Raw genomic sequence first — 15,571 nt, forward strand, 5'->3', positions numbered from 1 at the left:
GCTGCACAGGAGTTTAAACAGGGCGATTCCCTTCGCAGGTAACGAAGGGATGCGCAAATGTCACCACATGGTTACACAGGAACAGTCCGGGACAATTGCGCCAGAGCCGTCGCCATACTCGGTGACAAGGGTAGACGAGGAATCAGCACCGCCTGCCACGCGTGGTAGAGATCGGGTTTGCCCGGCCAGATATCGGCACTCGGCCGGTTTTGCGGACTAAGTTCATGATGCCAACTGCCATCGCAGCGATCGATGAAATGGTTTTCGCAGAACTCCCAGAACCGCCGGTACCAGGTTTCGTATTGCTCATCGCCAGTACGTTTGAGCAAGGCGCTGGCAGCGGCGCTGGCCTCGGCATGGGTCCAGTGCAAGCGATGGCGGACTACGGCTTTGTTATCCCAGTCGAGGGTGTAGACAATCCCCGGCGCGCCATCGACGTCCCAGCCGTGACGGCAATTCTGCTCGAAGAGTTTTTGCGCATCGGTCGCCAGCCAGCCGGGCGTGAGCATGCCGGCCTGAACCCGCGCCGCTTCGAGGTGCAGCAACAGCCGCGCCCACTCGAAACCGTGTCCAGGGGTGGTGCCGTAAGGGCGGAAACCGTCGGCCGGGTTGTCGTGGTTGTACTCGCACAGCGGTTGCCAGTCGTGGTCAAAGTGTTCGATGACCATGTAACCGTTGGCCGCGGCGTGACCGTGAATCACCCGCTCGACGATGCGTTGCGCACGCACCAGCCAGCGCGGGTCTTCGGTGACATCAGCCAGCGCGAGAAACGCTTCGGTGGCGTGCATGTTGCTGTTGGCGCCGCGATAGGCTTCTTCTTCGTGCCAGTCGCGATTGAAGAATTCGCGCATGGCGCCCTCTTCTTCGCTCCAGAAATAAGTGTCGATGATGTCGATGGCGTCATCCAGCAACGCCTGGGCGCCGGGGCGTTGCGCGACCACCGCAGAGCTGGCCGCGAGCGCCACGAAGGCATGCAGATAAGCGTTCTTGCCGGTGTTGCCATCGCGGTGTTCGGCGACCGCAAACCAGCCGCCATGCAGTGCATCACGCAACGGCCCGCGCAAGGCGGCGATGCCGTGATCGACCAGTTCAGCGAACCCCGGCAGGCCCTGAATATGGGCCATGGCGAAGCTGTGGGTCATGCGCGCGGTGTTCATGGTTTCGGCTTGCGCGTGCGCCGGCAAACGGCCGCGCTCGTCGAGGTTGCCGAAACCTTCGGGCAGTCTGGAATTCCTGGCGAATGCCAGCAGGCGCAGACCTTCGTCGGCGAGCCATTGCTGGTGGGCTGGGGCATTCAGCCAACTGCTGAAGCCTGGGAGCAAAAGATCCATGGGTGGCCTTTTTTGTTGTTATGACTGCGGGGAGTCTAAACAACGGGCCGGGGTGGGCTTGTAACGAAGGGGGCGGGCTTTGTCACTGATCCGTGACAAAAGAGCCACCCTCACCCCAGCCCTCTCCCGGAGGTAGAGGGGGCCGACCGCAGGATGCTGAAGAGTTGCGCCGACCTGAAAGTGCTCTACCGAATCCATAATCGACTCAATGCATCAGGTCGGCGGATAGCCAAATACACCTCGGTCAGTCCCCTCTCCCCCCGGGAGAGGGCTAGGGTGAGGGAAAGCTTTTGATTCAATCCACCGAACGCGGCAATTGCAGGGTCACCCGCAACCCACCCTCACGCAGGTTCTGCAACGTCACCTCACCGCCATGGCTATGGGCTATGTTGCGCGCGATACCCAAGCCGAGACCATAACCCTGCTGCTGCCCCGCCAACCGAAAGTGTGGCTCGAACACCTGTTCCAGCCGCTGCTCCGGCACACCCGGGCCTTCATCGTCGACGTGCAGGACAAACGCGCGCTCATCGTCATCGATGTGCAGATGTGCGTTCTGCCCGTACTTCAACGCGTTATCGATCAGGTTGCCGATGCAGCGTTTCAACGCCAGGGGCTTACCCGGATACGCCGCCAGTGCCTTGCCTTGCTGGGTCACGCGGCCATTGCCATTGGGCGCCAGGTACGGCTCCACCAGACAGTCGAGCACATGGTTCAGGTCCACTGGCTCGATGTTCTCGTGGATGTCGGTGTCTTTCACGCACTGCAGTGCCCCCTTCACCAGCAACTCCAGCTCATCCAGATCACGGCCGAACTTGGCTTGCAGTTGCTCGTCTTCCAGCAGCTCGACGCGCAAGCGCAGGCGGGTGATCGGCGTGCGCAGGTCATGGGAAATCGCGCTGAACAACTGGCTGCGTTCGGTCAGGTAACGGCTGATGCGCTCGCGCATGGTGTTGAACGCACGGCCCACTTCCACCACTTCACTGCCGCCGCCCTCGGCCACCGGTTCGACGTCGGCCCCCAGCGACAGGTCCCGCGCCGCCCGCGCCAGGCGCTTGAGTGGCCGGCTCTGCCAGTGCACCAGCAGACCGATGAACAACAGCAAAAAGCCGCTGGTGAGGACGATGAACCACACCTGCTGCGCCGGCAGGCCTTGTTCTTCGAGACTGGTGTAGGGCTCGGGCAGCAACGACGCGATGTACAGCCATTCGCCCGGGGCCATTTGAATCTGGGTGACCAGCACCGGCGGGTTCACCGGTTCCAGGGTCAGCGCGTAATGCGCCCAGGAGCGTGGCAGCTCATCGAGCTTGAGTCCGGCGTTGAAAATTCGCAGGTCTTCGGGGCTGACGAAGGTCACCGAGATATCAGCATCATGGCCCAGCGACTGGCGCAGCACTTCGTCCACCGCTTGCATCACTGCGGCCTTGCGCGGGGTCACCGGCAACACGTCCATGCCCAGCGGTTTGTCATTGAGCGTCACCACGAAACGGGTGCCGCCCATGCTGCGCAACTGGTCGAGCACCAGCGGCCGATACGCCACTGGCAGCGAACGGAAATAGCTGACGCTGGCGGTCATCGAATGGGCGAGGCTGCGGGCGCTGGTGACCAGGCCTTCGAGCTGGGTCGCGCGCAGTTGCGAAACCCAGATCACGCTCGACAAGGTCTGCGCAAACAGCACCGCCAACAGGGTCAGCAGGAGCATCCGCCCGAGCAGCGAACGCGGCACCGGCACTTTGCTGGCGAGCCGGCGCAGCGACTCAGTGACCATTGCCGGCAACCACATTGGCTGCCAGTTGGTAGCCGCTGCCGCGCACGGTGCGGATCAGGCGCGGCGGTTTTTCCGTGTCGCGCAGACGCTGGCGCAGGCGACTGACGGCCATGTCGACAATGCGATCGAGCGGCATCAGGTCACGGCCACGGGTGGCGTTGCCGATGGTGTCGCGGTCGAGGATTTCCTGCGGGTGATCAAGAAACAACTTCAGCAACGCGAAGTCGGCGCCGGAGAGAATCACTTCCTCGCCGTCGGTGTGGAACAGCCGATGGCTGACCATGTCCAGCCGCCACTCGTCGAAGGCCAGCACTTCACTGCCACTGCGCTCCTGGCCGAACTGCGCACGACGCAGCAACGCCTTGATCCGCGCTTGCAGTTCGCGAGGGCTGAAGGGCTTTCCGAGGTAATCGTCAGCGCCGAGCTCCAGACCGATCACCCGGTCGGCCTCGTCGGAACTGGCGGTGAGCATGATGATTGGCACCTGCGCCTGACGCGGATGCTGACGCACCCAGCGGCACAGGCTGAAGCCGTCCTCGTCGGGCAGCATCACATCGAGGATCACCAGATCACTGGGCGCCTCGTTGAGTGCCTGACGGAAACTGGCGCCATCGGCCGTGGCCCGCACCTGAAACCCGGCACGGGTCAGGTAGGTTTCCAGCAACTCGCGTATTTCCTGGTCGTCATCGACCAACAATATCGACTTGTTGACTGAGCTCACTTCGAAGGCATCCTTGTTGTTGGAATTGGGGCGGATTATGCCTGATGAACCGATCGTTCCCACGCTCTGCGTGGGAACGATCCTCAGCCAGCTTGTTCGAGGGCCACACCGGCGCCCATCAGGCCGGAATACGGCGCTGTCACCAGCCACACCGGTATGCCTTTGAAGTAATCGCTCATGCAGCCTTTGTCAGCGAAGCTGCGGGCAAAACCGCTTTCGAGGAAGAAGTCGGCAAAGCGTGGAATCACCCCACCAACGATGAACACCCCGCCACGACCACCGGTGGTCAGCACGTTGTTGCCCGCCACGCGGCCGAGCCAGCAGCAGAACTGCTCCAGCACCTCCAGGGCAATCGGATCCCCCGCCAGACCGGCCGCGGTGATCGCTTCAGGTGTGTCGAGTGTCGGCTCATGCCCGTCCACCGCGCAGATCGCCCGGTAAACCCGTGGCAGACCGCCGCCGCTCAACGCGGTTTCCGCGCTGACGTGGCCGATTTCGTTGTGGATGTGCTGCCAGAGTTGCGTTTCTCGCGGGCTGCTCAGCGGCAGATCGACGTGACCGCCCTCCCCCGGCAGCGCGGCAAAACGACCTTCGCCCAGATCCAGCAAGGTGCCGACGCCCAGGCCTGTGCCCGGGCCGATCACCACCGCCGGGCGCAATGGCTCCGGCGTGCCTTCGCAGACCACGCGGAATTCGCCGGGCTGCAAGCGGGTCATGCCCAGCGCCATCGCCGAGAAGTCGTTGATCAGCAGCAGTTGCTCGACCTGCAAGGTCTTGCAGAACGCCGTGCGGCTCAGGCGCCAGTGATTGTTGGTGAACTTGAATTCATCACCACTCACCGGCCCCGCCACCGACAGGCATACCGAGCCGATCGCACCCGGCGCCAGACCAAGGCCGCTCAGGTACAGGCTGATCGCCTGTTCCGGGCTGGCGTGGTCGGCCGTGGCCAGCACCTGAACCGATTCCAGCTGCTGGTTTTTCCACAACGCGAACCGCGCGTTGGTGCCTCCGATATCACCGACCAAAGCCAGTTTCAATTAAGCGTCTCCAGGGCAGAAGTGAAGGCGCTGGCGCCCTGCTCCGCCGAGCTGAAGGCCAAACGCATGAAGCCAAACAGTTCGCGACCGCTGCCGATGTTGTTGCCCAACAGGCCTTTGGCGGGTTCGCGCGCTGCGAATTCGGCGGCGTCGACCTTGAGTTCCAAAGTGCCTTTGACGCCATCGACGCGGATGATATCGCCCTCTTGCACCCGCGCCAAAGCACCACCGACATAAGCTTCAGGGCTGACGTGAATCGCCGCCGGGATTTTCCCCGAGGCGCCGGACATGCGCCCGTCAGTGACCAGCGCGACTTTGAAGCCGCGATCCTGCAGCACGCCGAGGAACGGCGTCATCTTGTGCAGCTCAGGCATGCCGTTGGAGCGCGGGCCCTGGAAGCGCATCACCGCAACGAAATCCTTTTCCAGCAGGCCAGCCTTGAACGCATCAGCCAGATCCTGCTGATCCTGGAACACCATGGCCGGCGCTTCGACGACCTGGTTTTCCAGGGCCACGGCGGAAACCTTCATCACGCCACGCCCGAGGTTGCCTTCCATCACCCGCAGACCGCCCTCGGCCGAGAACGCTCGGGCGACCGGACGCAGGATGTTTTCGTCGAGGCTTTCGATCGGGCCTTCGCGCCACACCAGCTCACCGTTATCGAGGAACGGCTCTTTGGTGTAACGGCTCAGACCATGACCGAGCACGGTGTTGACGTCTTCGTGCAGCAGGCCGGCTTCGAGCAGTTCGCGGATCAGGAACGACATGCCGCCCGCCGCCTGGAAGTGGTTGATGTCGGCCTTGCCGTTCGGGTAGACGTGGCTCAGGGTCGGCACGACTTCGGAAAGGTCGGCCATGTCCTGCCAGGTCAGTTGAATCCCCGCCGCCATGGCGATGGCCGGCATGTGCAAGGTGTGGTTGGTCGAACCACCAGTGGCGTGCAACGCGACGATCGAGTTGACCAGCGACTTCTCGTCGACGATCTCGCCGATCGGCATGAAGTTGCCGTTCTGCTTGGTCAGGCGCGTGACCTGATGCGCGGCTTCGCGGGTCAGCGCGTCACGCAGCGGAGTGTTCGGGTTGACGAAAGACGCGCCCGGCAAGTGCAGGCCCATGACTTCCATCAGCAATTGGTTGGTGTTGGCGGTGCCGTAGAAGGTGCAGGTGCCCGGGCTGTGGTAGGACTTCATCTCCGATTCCAGCAGCTCTTCGCGGGTCGCCTTGCCTTCGGCGTACTTCTGCCGCACGTCGGCTTTTTCCTTGTTGGAAATCCCCGAGACCATCGGCCCGCCCGGGACGAAAATCGTCGGCAGATGACCGAAGCGCAGCGAGCCCATCATCAGGCCCGGGACGATCTTGTCGCAGATGCCGAGCATCAGCGCACCGTCGAACATGTTGTGCGACAGCGCCACAGCGGTCGACAGGGCGATCACTTCGCGGCTCGGCAGACTCAGTTCCATACCCGGCTCGCCTTGGGTCACGCCATCGCACATCGCCGGCGTACCGCCGGCGAACTGGCCGACCGAGCCGATTTCGCGCAGGGCATTCTTGATCTGTTGCGGGAACACTTCGTACGGCTGGTGCGCCGAAAGCATGTCGTTATACGAAGAAACAATGGCGATATTCGCCGAGTTCATCATCCGCAGGCTGTGCTTGTCTTCGCTGCCACACCCGGCCACGCCATGGGCGAAGTTGGCGCATTGCAGCTTGCCGCGCATCGGCCCATCAGTGGCGGCGCCGCGAATCAGTGCAAGGTAAGCCTGACGCGTGGCGCGGCTGCGGGCGATAAGCCGTTCGGTGACCTCAAGAACGCGGGGATGCATGTGTAGAACTCCAGGCTAACGGATGTGGCGACCTGATTGTCTATGCTGATCAAACGCCGTTGTTGTTGGAATGACAGACGGTTTTTTTGACCATTCGGACCAGTTGATTCAGGTCACTCGTTGTAGATAAAACAAAATATTGCCACTAAAAAGGCTTGTTTTCTATTTTTATGCGAATAATCTTGTAATTCCAACAACAAAACGACGGCGGCGCTGTTTAATGACTCTTCGAATCGCAATCAATGGTTTTGGCCGCATCGGCCGTAATGTCCTGCGCGCACTGTATACCCAAGGCTATCGACAGGATTTGCAGATCGTCGCCATCAACGACCTGGGCGACAGCGCCATCAACGCCCATCTGCTCAAGTACGACACCGTTCACGGTACATTCGACGCCGAAGTGGCCCATGACAATGAGAGCCTGACGGTCAATGGCGACCGTATTTCGGTCAGCGCCATCCGCAATCCGGCCGAGCTGCCATGGGCCGCGGAAAAGATCGATGTAGTGTTCGAATGCACCGGCCTGTTCACCGACCGCGCCAAAGCGGCCGCGCATATTACTGCCGGCGCCCGCAAAGTCATCATCTCGGCACCGGCCAAAGGCGCCGACGCCACCGTCGTTTACGGCGTGAACCACGACATTCTGCGCCAGTCGCACCAGATCATCTCCAACGCTTCGTGCACCACCAACTGCCTGGCGCCCGTGGCGCAGGTGTTGCACCGCGAGCTGGGGATCGAAAGCGGCCTGATGACCACCATTCATGCCTACACCAACGACCAGAACCTCACCGACGTCTACCACACCGACCCGTACCGCGCGCGTTCGGCCACGCAGAACATGATCCCGAGCAAGACCGGCGCCGCCGAAGCGGTGGGCCTGGTGCTGCCGGAACTGGCCGGCAAACTGACCGGCATGGCCGTGCGGGTGCCAGTGATCAATGTGTCGCTGGTGGACCTGACCGTGCAGTTGAAGAAAGAAGCCAGCGCAGAAGAAGTCAACGCGCTGATGAAGGCGGCCAGTCAGCACTCGAAAATTTTGGGTTACAACACGTTGCCGCTGGTTTCCAGTGACTTCAACCACAACCCGCTGTCGTCGATCTTTGACGCCAACCACACCAAAGCCAGCGGCAAACTGCTGAAAGTGCTGGCCTGGTACGACAACGAATGGGGCTTCTCCAATCGCATGCTGGATAACTGCCTGGCGTTGTGTAACGCCGAGTAATCCCCTGCTTTTCTGTAGGAGTGAGCCTGCTCGCGATTGCAATCTGTCAGTCACAAATGTTGTGGCTGATCGACCGCTATCGCGAGCAGGCTCACTCCTACATGTTTTGTGCTGTATTCAAAATCAGGGCTTGACCACTCGACTGGATGATAAGCATTATCATTAACTCAAAATGGATCAGGTTCCCCCGTGAGTCAATCGCGCTTCAACCACGTCTTCCTCTCTCAGCGCACGTCCCTGCTGCGCACGATCGAGCGGATGGTCAACAACCACAGCACCGCCGAAGACCTGCTGCAGGAAACTTACCTGCGCGTGACGCGGGCGCTGAGCGAGCGCGCCATCGATCACCTTGAACCCTTCGTGTTCCAGACCGCGCGCAATCTGGCGCTGGATCACCTGCGTGCGCGCAAGATCCATTCGCGGACTATGGTCGATGACGTGCCGCAGGACGTGGTGCACAGCGTCGCCGCCCCCGCCAGCAGCGCCGAAGACGCCGCCCACGCCGAACAATTGCTGGAGCGCCTGAACGTGAGCCTCAGTCAACTCAGCCCGCGTCAGCAGCAGATTTTCATCCTCAGCCGCCTGCACGGGCACAGCTACCAGGAAATCGCCGACGAGCTGAACGTGTCGCTCAGTACCGTGCAGAAGGAACTCAAGCTGATCATGTCGATCTGCATCGGTGTCGCCGAACGGCATGACGGCAGCGGCAAGCTGTGAGCTTCGAGCGGCAAGCCGAAGACTGGAAGTCCCGACGCGGGAACGAGCTTTAGCTTGCAGCTTGTAGCTTGAAACTTGAAACTGCTTTGCAAAAGCTCGAGGACACACCGTGACGGACACCCACCGCTCGCCTTCGCCCGACACGGCGCAGGACGCCGCCAGTGCAATGGACCAGGCTCTGGACTGGCTCATCGTGCTCGACAGTGCGGACGACGAGCAGACCCGGCAATTTCACGCGTGGCTGGCGGCCGATCCGTTGAATGCCGAGGCGTTCGCCAAGGCGCAGGCCATCTGGGATGGGCCGCAGGTGGTGCAATGCGCGCAAAGTCTCGCCGCGAAGCCTGCGAAAGTGACCTTGCTCAAACGTCTGCGTCCGCACTGGAAACCGTTGGCTACCGCTGCCGTTCTGGTGCTCGGTCTGTTCAGTTTCAGTAACCTGCCGATGCGTATTCAAGCCGATCACCTGACCGTGGTCGGCGAGCGCCAGCGCCTGCAACTGGAAGACGGCTCCAAGGTGCTGCTCAACACCAATTCGGCATTCTCCAGCACCATCAATGAGCGCCAGCGCGTGGCGCGGTTGTACCAGGGCGAAGCGTTTTTCGAGATTGCCGCCAACCGTGGCCAGCCGCTGGAAATCGACGCCGGTCCGGTACAGGCCAGCGTGCGCGACACCGCGTTCGCCGTGCGTTATCTGGATGGCGTGGCGCAAGTCAATGTGCAGCGCGGCGATGTCGATCTGCGCGCCACGCACAACGACGCGCGGGTACGCTTGTCCGCCGGCGAAAGCATCCGCATCGGCCCCAACGGTTTCGACCGCCCGGCCAAACTCGATACCGCCACGGATCTGGCCTGGGTACAAGGTCGGTTGATCTTCGAGAACTGCCCGCTCGACAAGGTGCTGGCCGAACTACGCCGCTATTACCCGGGCTGGATCATCAACACCAACGAGCAGTTGGCCGACGTCAACGTCACCGGCAACTACCGCCTCGACCAGCCGCTGGACGTGGTGCGCTCCCTCGCCCACATCACCTCGGCGCGCCTGCAGGAATTCCCGGCGCTGGTGATCTTGAACTAAATGAGAATTATTTTTACTCGATAGCCGAATCCCGTTCGTCTCGTTATAGCCAATGCAATTGATTCGCATCTTCTGACGCGAATCAGCACCTATAAAGATTCGTGCGACACGGAGCGCTATCGATGTCCTCTCGCCTTACCCGCCAGACTGCTTCCCCTTCCCGCGTATTGTCGCTGCTGACGGCCGCCATCCTGATGGCCGGCACCGCACCGCTGATGGCTGCCCCCGAACAGCCGGCGCGCAACATGGGTGATTATTCGTTCTCTATCGGCCAGCAACCGCTGGTGTCGGCACTCAATGCCTTCACCAGCGTGACCGGCTGGCAGGTCGGCTTGCCGGCAGAACTGGGTCAGGGCGTGTCATCGCCAGGCGTGCGCGGTTCGCTACCGCCGGAAAAAGCCCTGGAGCGCCTGTTGGTGGGGACCAACCTGAGCTTCCGCAAACTGAGCAACAACAATGTGGTGCTGGAGAAGCGCACCACCAGTGGCGCACTCAATCTGGATCAGGTGACCATCAGCGCCACCCGCCAGGAACAGTCGATCAACAGCGTGCCGGCCACCGTCACCGTGCAGACCCGCCAGGACCTGGACCGCAACAACGTCAACACCATCAAGGATCTGGTGCGCTACGAGCCGGGCGTCTCCGTCGGTGGCGCCGGCCAGCGCGGCGGGATCAGCGGCTACAACATTCGCGGCATCGACGGCGACCGCATCCTGACCCAGGTTGATGGCGTCGAAGTACCGGACGGTTTCTTCAACGGCCCGTACGCCAAGACCCAGCGCAATTACGTCGATCCGGAAATCGTCAAACGTGTGGAAATCCTCCGTGGTCCGGCCTCGGTGCTGTACGGCAGCAATGCCATCGGCGGCGCCGTCAGCTACTACACCCTCGACCCGGACGACATTATCAAGCCCGGCAAAGACGTCGGCGCCCGCCTGAAAACCGGCTACAGCTCCGCTGATGAGAGCTGGCTGAAATCCGCCACCGTCGCTGGCCGTGCCGAGCAGTTCGACGGTTTGCTGCACTACAGCCAGCGCGACGGCCACGAAACCGATTCCTACGGCAGCAACAACGGCACAGGCCTTGAGCGCACCGCCGCCAACCCGGAAGACGTCAAAGCCACCAACGTGCTGGCGAAGATCGGCTGGAACTACAACGACGATTCGCGCCTGGGCCTGACCTACGAAAAGTACAAGGATGATCGCGACACCGATCAGAAAAGCGCCTACGGTGGCCCGTACTTCAACGGCGCTCCGACCATCCCCGACAGCATGCTGCCCGGCGGCATGTACCAGTGGCGCACCGGCAACGACACCATCACCCGTGAGCGCTTCGGCATCGAACATCGCTTCGCCCTCGACAGCCTGCTGGTCGATAACGTGAAGTGGAGCCTCAACCACCAGATAGCCAAGACCGACCAGAGCACCGAAGAGTTCTATTACCCGATGTCGCGCAAAGTCTTGCGTACCCGCGACACGATCTACGAGGAAAAGCAGTGGGTATTCGATGCGCAACTGGACAAGGCGTTTGCCATTGGTGACACCGATCACGTGCTGACCTACGGCACCACGATCAAACAGCAGAAAGTCACCGGTTCGCGCAGCGGCGACGGCAAGTGCCTGGCGATCGGCCGTGGCTGCACTGCGATCGGTGCCACCAGCGCAGCGGATGTGCTGAAGAAGTCCAGCGACTTCCCGGACCCGACCATCAACACCTACAGCCTGTTCGCCCAGGATCAGATCAGCTGGAACAAGTGGACCTTCCTGCCGGGCCTGCGCTACGACTACACCCAGCTCAAGCCGCACATCACTCAGGAATTCCTCAACACCGTGGCCGCCGACGGCAACGGCACCGTCAGCGACGAGAACAAGACCTGGCACAAAGTCTCGCCCAAATTCGGCCTGACCTACGCCCTGACCGACAATTACACCTGGTACGGCCAGTACGCCGAAGGTTTCCGCACGCCGACCGCGAAAGCGTTGTACGGGCGCTTCGAAAACAGCACCACCGGTTACAACGTGGCGCCGAACCCGAACCTGGAACCGGAAAAAAGCAAAAGCTATGAAACCGGCCTGCGCGGCAACTTCGAGCAAGGCTCGTTCGACGTGGCGGTGTTCTATAACAAGTACCGCGATTTCATCAACGAAGACGCCGTCACCCCTGGCTACGACGAACTGACCTTCCAGTCGAGCAACATCAAGCACGCGACCATCAAGGGCGCCGAAGTCAAAGGCCGCTTGAATCTGGACGCGTTCGGCGCGCCGCAAGGCCTCTACACCCAAGGCTCGATCGCCTACGCCTACGGTCGCAACAACGATAACGGCGAGCCGCTCAACAGCGTCAATCCGCTGACCGGCGTGTTTGGTCTGGGCTACGACCAAGACAACTACGGCGGCCTGCTGAGCTGGACCGTGGTGAAGAAAAAGGACCGCGTCGACGACAGCAACTTCAAATCGCCGGATGGCGTCAGCAGCCAGTTCAAGACCCCGGGCTTCGGCATTCTCGATCTGGCCGGCTATTACAAAGTCACCGACGACGTCACCGTCAGCGGCGGCATCTACAACCTGACCGACAAGAAGTACTGGCTGTGGGATGACGTGCGCGGTTACGACAGCGTCGGCGAAGCCTCGGTGACGCAACCGGCCAACCTCGATCGCCTGACCCAGCCGGGCCGCAACTTCGCGATCAATCTGGTCTGGGACATCTGATCCGGACAGCCCTGCGGCGCGCCTGTTCATCAGCGCGTCGCGGGGCTTTTTTTACCGTCCGGCACTTGCCCGTTCGTCTCGTTATCAAGCGCCTCTTTTATCAAGGACATCTCATGACCACTTCGGAAAAAACCCTGCGTTCACAACGCCTGAACCAGATCACCCACGAGCCGCACAGCAAGCTCGACGCACTGGTCAAAGCCCATGCGCCGTTCGAAACCCGCGCCAACTTCGCCCGTTTCGTGGTGGCGCAGTACCTGTTCCAGTCGGAGCTGGTTGACCTCTACAACAACGCCGAACTGACCGCCATCGTCCCTGACCTGCCGGCCCGTTGCCGCGCTGAAGCGGCCAAGGCTGACCTCGCCGATCTCGACACCGAAGTGCCGGCGCCGGTCGCGGGCGCGGTGAAAAACCCGAGCAAGGCTCGTGCCCTGGGCTGGATCTTTGTTTCCGAAGGTTCGAAGCTCGGCGCGGCGTTCCTGATCAAACGCGCGGTGGCCCTGGAGCTGAGCGAAACCTTTGGCGCCCGTCACCTGGGTGAGCCAGAAGGTGGCCGTGCCGAGGGCTGGAAGAGCTTCGTGCGTACCCTCGATTCGCTGCAGTTCAGTGCTGAAGAAGAAGCTGAAGTCGAGCAAGGCGCGATCGATGCGTTCAACCGCTTCACCGTGCTGCTGGAACAGGCTTACGCCACCGAAGCCGAACCGGCCTGACACACCACAAATCCCACCTGTGGGAGTGAGCCTGCTCGCGATGGCGTCCTGTCATTCAACATGAATGTCGACTGATACACCGCCATCGCGAGCAGGCTCACTCCTACAGGGGAACGCCGTAAACCTGTAAGATTCCCATCCCGCTTCAGAAGCAACCGCTGAGCCCATGCCGCAACCCGCCACCTCAAAACTCGCGCGCCTGCTGTTCGGCCTGCTGGCCTACGTCAGCCTCGGCATCGGCCTGATTGCCATCGTCGTGCCCGGCTTGCCGACCACCGAGTTCATCCTGCTCGCCGCCTGGGCCGCGACCCGCAGCTCGCCGCGCCTGAGCGCATGGCTGGAAAACCATCGGCTGTTCGGGCCGATCCTGAGCAACTGGCGCAACGGCAAGATCATCGCGCGCAAGGCCAAGGTCAGCGCCACGATCAGCATGCTGCTGTGCGCGACGTTGATGCTGGTGATGCTCGATCACGGCTGGCCGGTGTATCTGGCGATTGCCGGGATGACCCTCGGCAACCTGTGGATCTGGTCGCGCCCGGAATCTATTTCTGTCTAGTCCACACCGAGTTTCTGTGTGAAGCGCTTTTGTGGCGAGGGGATTTATCCCCGATTGGCTGCGAAGCGGCCACCAATCAGACATTCGCAAGGTTTCAGTTTCAGACTGGTTCTCAGGTGTTGGGTCTGCTTCGCAGACCATCGGGGATAAATCCCCTCGCCACAGGAGCCCCCTGCCCTTGCTTCACCAAACAGGTTATTCAACGTGCTGAAACTTCCCTGTAATTAATCGCCTTTTCAGCACAATCTCCTGCGCAAACGTTTAGCGCTGACCGTTCGTCGGCAAACACCTCATGCACCCTCGTCCGACGCCGATGAGCATTGAATGGCGCTGAATGGATTTGGCGAACCGGTTACTCCGCCCGGGCCACCTGCTCATTCATTCACGAGATCGCCCCATGTTCGACTCTCTCTCCATTCGCCTGAAAATCGTCCTGCTCTCCGGCCTGTGCCTGCTCGGTGTGGTCGCGCTGATCGTCGGCATGAACATTTACCAGACCAACCAGAACGACGATCTGGTCAGCGACTCCAGCAGCAAGATGCTCACCGCCAGTGTGCAGAACCTGTTGCAGGCCAAGGCTGCCGAGCAAGCAGTGCGGGTGCAGAAGACTTTTGGCGAAAGCCTGACGGTAATCACCGCCCTGGCCGACCAGATCAAGGACATGCGCGTGTTGGCCGCCAAGCGTTCGCTGGACGCCGGCGCCCTGCGTGAAGAGTTGAACCAGAGCCTGAAAACCGCGTTCGAGCGCAATGACAAGGTGCTCGGCATCTGGCTCGCCTTCGAACCCAACGGGCTGGATGGCAAGGACAGCGAGTTCGTCAACGACGCCGCGCGCCAGTCCAACGAAGCCGGGCGTTTTGCGAGTTACTGGAGCCGCGCCGCCGGCTCGGCGCTGAACACGATCATGGTCGAAGAAGACATGACCAAGACCACCCTCAGCCTCAGCGGCACGCCGTATAACAGCTGGTACACCTGCCCTCGCGACAACAAGCGCGCCTGCCTGCTCGACCCGTATGCCGACACCGTGGGCACCAAGGAAATGTTGATGACGACCATTTCCGTGCCGCTGATCGTCGACGGCAAGGCCATCGGCGTGGTCGGTGTCGACATCGCCCTCGATGCCCTGCAAGCGGCAGCCGTGGAGTCCCAGCGCACCCTGTTCAACAACGCCGGGCACATGCTGATCGTCTCCGGCAGCGGCGTGCTCGGTGCCGACAGTTCCGACGCGACCAAGGTCGGCAAGAAAATCAGCGACTCCCTCGGCGCCGACGGCAAGGACCTGCTGCAACTGGTCAGCAGCGGCACACCGAAAATTCTCGAACAGGGCGACCTGATTCGCGCCGTGTACCCGGTCGATCCGATTGGCAGCTCGCGGGCCTGGGGCGTGGTCATCGACCTGCCGAAACAGGTGCTGCTGGCCGACTCGGTCAAGCTGCAAGCGGTGCTCGATGATGCCCAGAAAACCGGAGTGATCACTGCGCTGCTGGTGGCGATCGCCGCCGGTCTGATCGGCCTGCTGCTGATCTGGCTCACCGCGTCGGGCGTGACCCGGCCGATCAACAGCGTTGCCGACATGCTGAAGAACATTGCCAGCGGCGAAGGTGACCTGACCCAGCGCCTGAACTACAGCAAGCAGGATGAACTGGGCGAACTGGTGAACTGGTTCAACCGCTTCCTCGACAAGCTGCAACCGACCATCGCCCAGATCAAGCAGAGCATCACCGAGGCCCGTGGCACCGCCGACCAGTCTTCGGAAATCGCCCGCCAGACCAGTGAAGGCATGCAGGTGCAGTTCCGCGAGATCGACCAGGTTGCCACCGCCTCCAACGAAATGAGCGCCACCGCCCACGATGTCGCCAACAGCGCATCGAACGCGGCCAACGCTGCCAAGGGCGCCGATCAGTCG

11 protein-coding genes and 1 pseudogene are annotated in these 15,571 nt (G+C 61.6%); 7 read left to right on the top strand and 5 right to left on the bottom strand.

Annotated features, from left to right (window positions below; all coding sequences use genetic code 11):
- Positions 1 to 71 precede the first annotated feature (71 nt).
- The 5 genes from QMK55_RS06430 to edd form a co-directional block, all read right to left on the bottom strand.
- The gene (locus QMK55_RS06430) at positions 72 to 1,331 is read right to left on the bottom strand and encodes an AGE family epimerase/isomerase (RefSeq protein WP_102356963.1); all 1,260 of its coding nucleotides are present in this window, start codon (positions 1,329 to 1,331) and stop codon (positions 72 to 74) included.
- A gap of 295 nt (positions 1,332 to 1,626) precedes the next feature.
- Positions 1,627 to 3,096 (bottom strand): ATP-binding protein, encoded by a 1,470-nt coding sequence (locus tag QMK55_RS06435; protein ID WP_102356962.1) that lies wholly within the window; start codon positions 3,094 to 3,096, stop codon positions 1,627 to 1,629.
- Positions 3,086 to 3,817: a response regulator gene (locus QMK55_RS06440; RefSeq protein ID WP_025112821.1), complete on the bottom strand. Its 732-nt coding sequence runs from the start codon at positions 3,815 to 3,817 to the stop codon at positions 3,086 to 3,088. Before QMK55_RS06440 ends, QMK55_RS06435 begins: the two co-directional genes overlap by 11 nt.
- A gap of 83 nt (positions 3,818 to 3,900) precedes the next feature.
- The gene (locus tag QMK55_RS06445) at positions 3,901 to 4,854 is read right to left on the bottom strand and encodes a glucokinase (protein ID WP_102359070.1); all 954 of its coding nucleotides are present in this window, start codon (positions 4,852 to 4,854) and stop codon (positions 3,901 to 3,903) included.
- Complete coding sequence (gene edd, locus QMK55_RS06450) at positions 4,851 to 6,677, bottom strand: phosphogluconate dehydratase (RefSeq protein ID WP_102359069.1); 1,827 nt, start codon at positions 6,675 to 6,677, stop codon at positions 4,851 to 4,853. The genes QMK55_RS06445 and edd overlap by 4 nt, the downstream gene beginning before the upstream one ends.
- 220 nt (positions 6,678 to 6,897) lie before the next feature.
- Here edd and gap point away from each other — a divergent pair, with 220 nt between their 5' ends.
- From gap to QMK55_RS28565, 7 genes and pseudogenes are all read left to right on the top strand, one after another.
- Positions 6,898 to 7,899, top strand: a complete 1,002-nt coding sequence (gene gap / locus QMK55_RS06455) for a type I glyceraldehyde-3-phosphate dehydrogenase (protein WP_102359068.1) — start codon at positions 6,898 to 6,900, stop codon at positions 7,897 to 7,899.
- A gap of 189 nt (positions 7,900 to 8,088) precedes the next feature.
- A complete protein-coding gene (locus QMK55_RS06460) occupies positions 8,089 to 8,616 on the top strand; it encodes an RNA polymerase sigma factor (RefSeq protein WP_102359067.1) in 528 nt (175 codons plus the stop codon).
- Between the two features lie 109 nt (positions 8,617 to 8,725).
- Complete coding sequence (locus QMK55_RS06465) at positions 8,726 to 9,691, top strand: FecR family protein (protein WP_320328886.1); 966 nt, start codon at positions 8,726 to 8,728, stop codon at positions 9,689 to 9,691.
- Between the two features lie 122 nt (positions 9,692 to 9,813).
- Entirely contained in the window at positions 9,814 to 12,399 is a 2,586-nt protein-coding gene (locus tag QMK55_RS06470) for a TonB-dependent receptor (RefSeq protein ID WP_102359065.1), read from the top strand.
- A gap of 113 nt (positions 12,400 to 12,512) precedes the next feature.
- Positions 12,513 to 13,109, top strand: a complete 597-nt coding sequence (locus QMK55_RS06475) for a biliverdin-producing heme oxygenase (protein ID WP_320328887.1) — start codon at positions 12,513 to 12,515, stop codon at positions 13,107 to 13,109.
- A gap of 166 nt (positions 13,110 to 13,275) precedes the next feature.
- Positions 13,276 to 13,665 (top strand): YbaN family protein, encoded by a 390-nt coding sequence (locus QMK55_RS06480; protein ID WP_102359063.1) that lies wholly within the window; start codon positions 13,276 to 13,278, stop codon positions 13,663 to 13,665.
- A gap of 661 nt (positions 13,666 to 14,326) precedes the next feature.
- Positions 14,327 to 15,295, top strand: a pseudogene (locus tag QMK55_RS28565) (cache domain-containing protein); the annotation flags it as partial.
- Positions 15,296 to 15,571: the final 276 nt, after the last annotated feature.

The organism is Pseudomonas sp. P8_229 (assembly GCF_034008635.1).
GTDB lineage: Bacteria > Pseudomonadota > Gammaproteobacteria > Pseudomonadales > Pseudomonadaceae > Aquipseudomonas.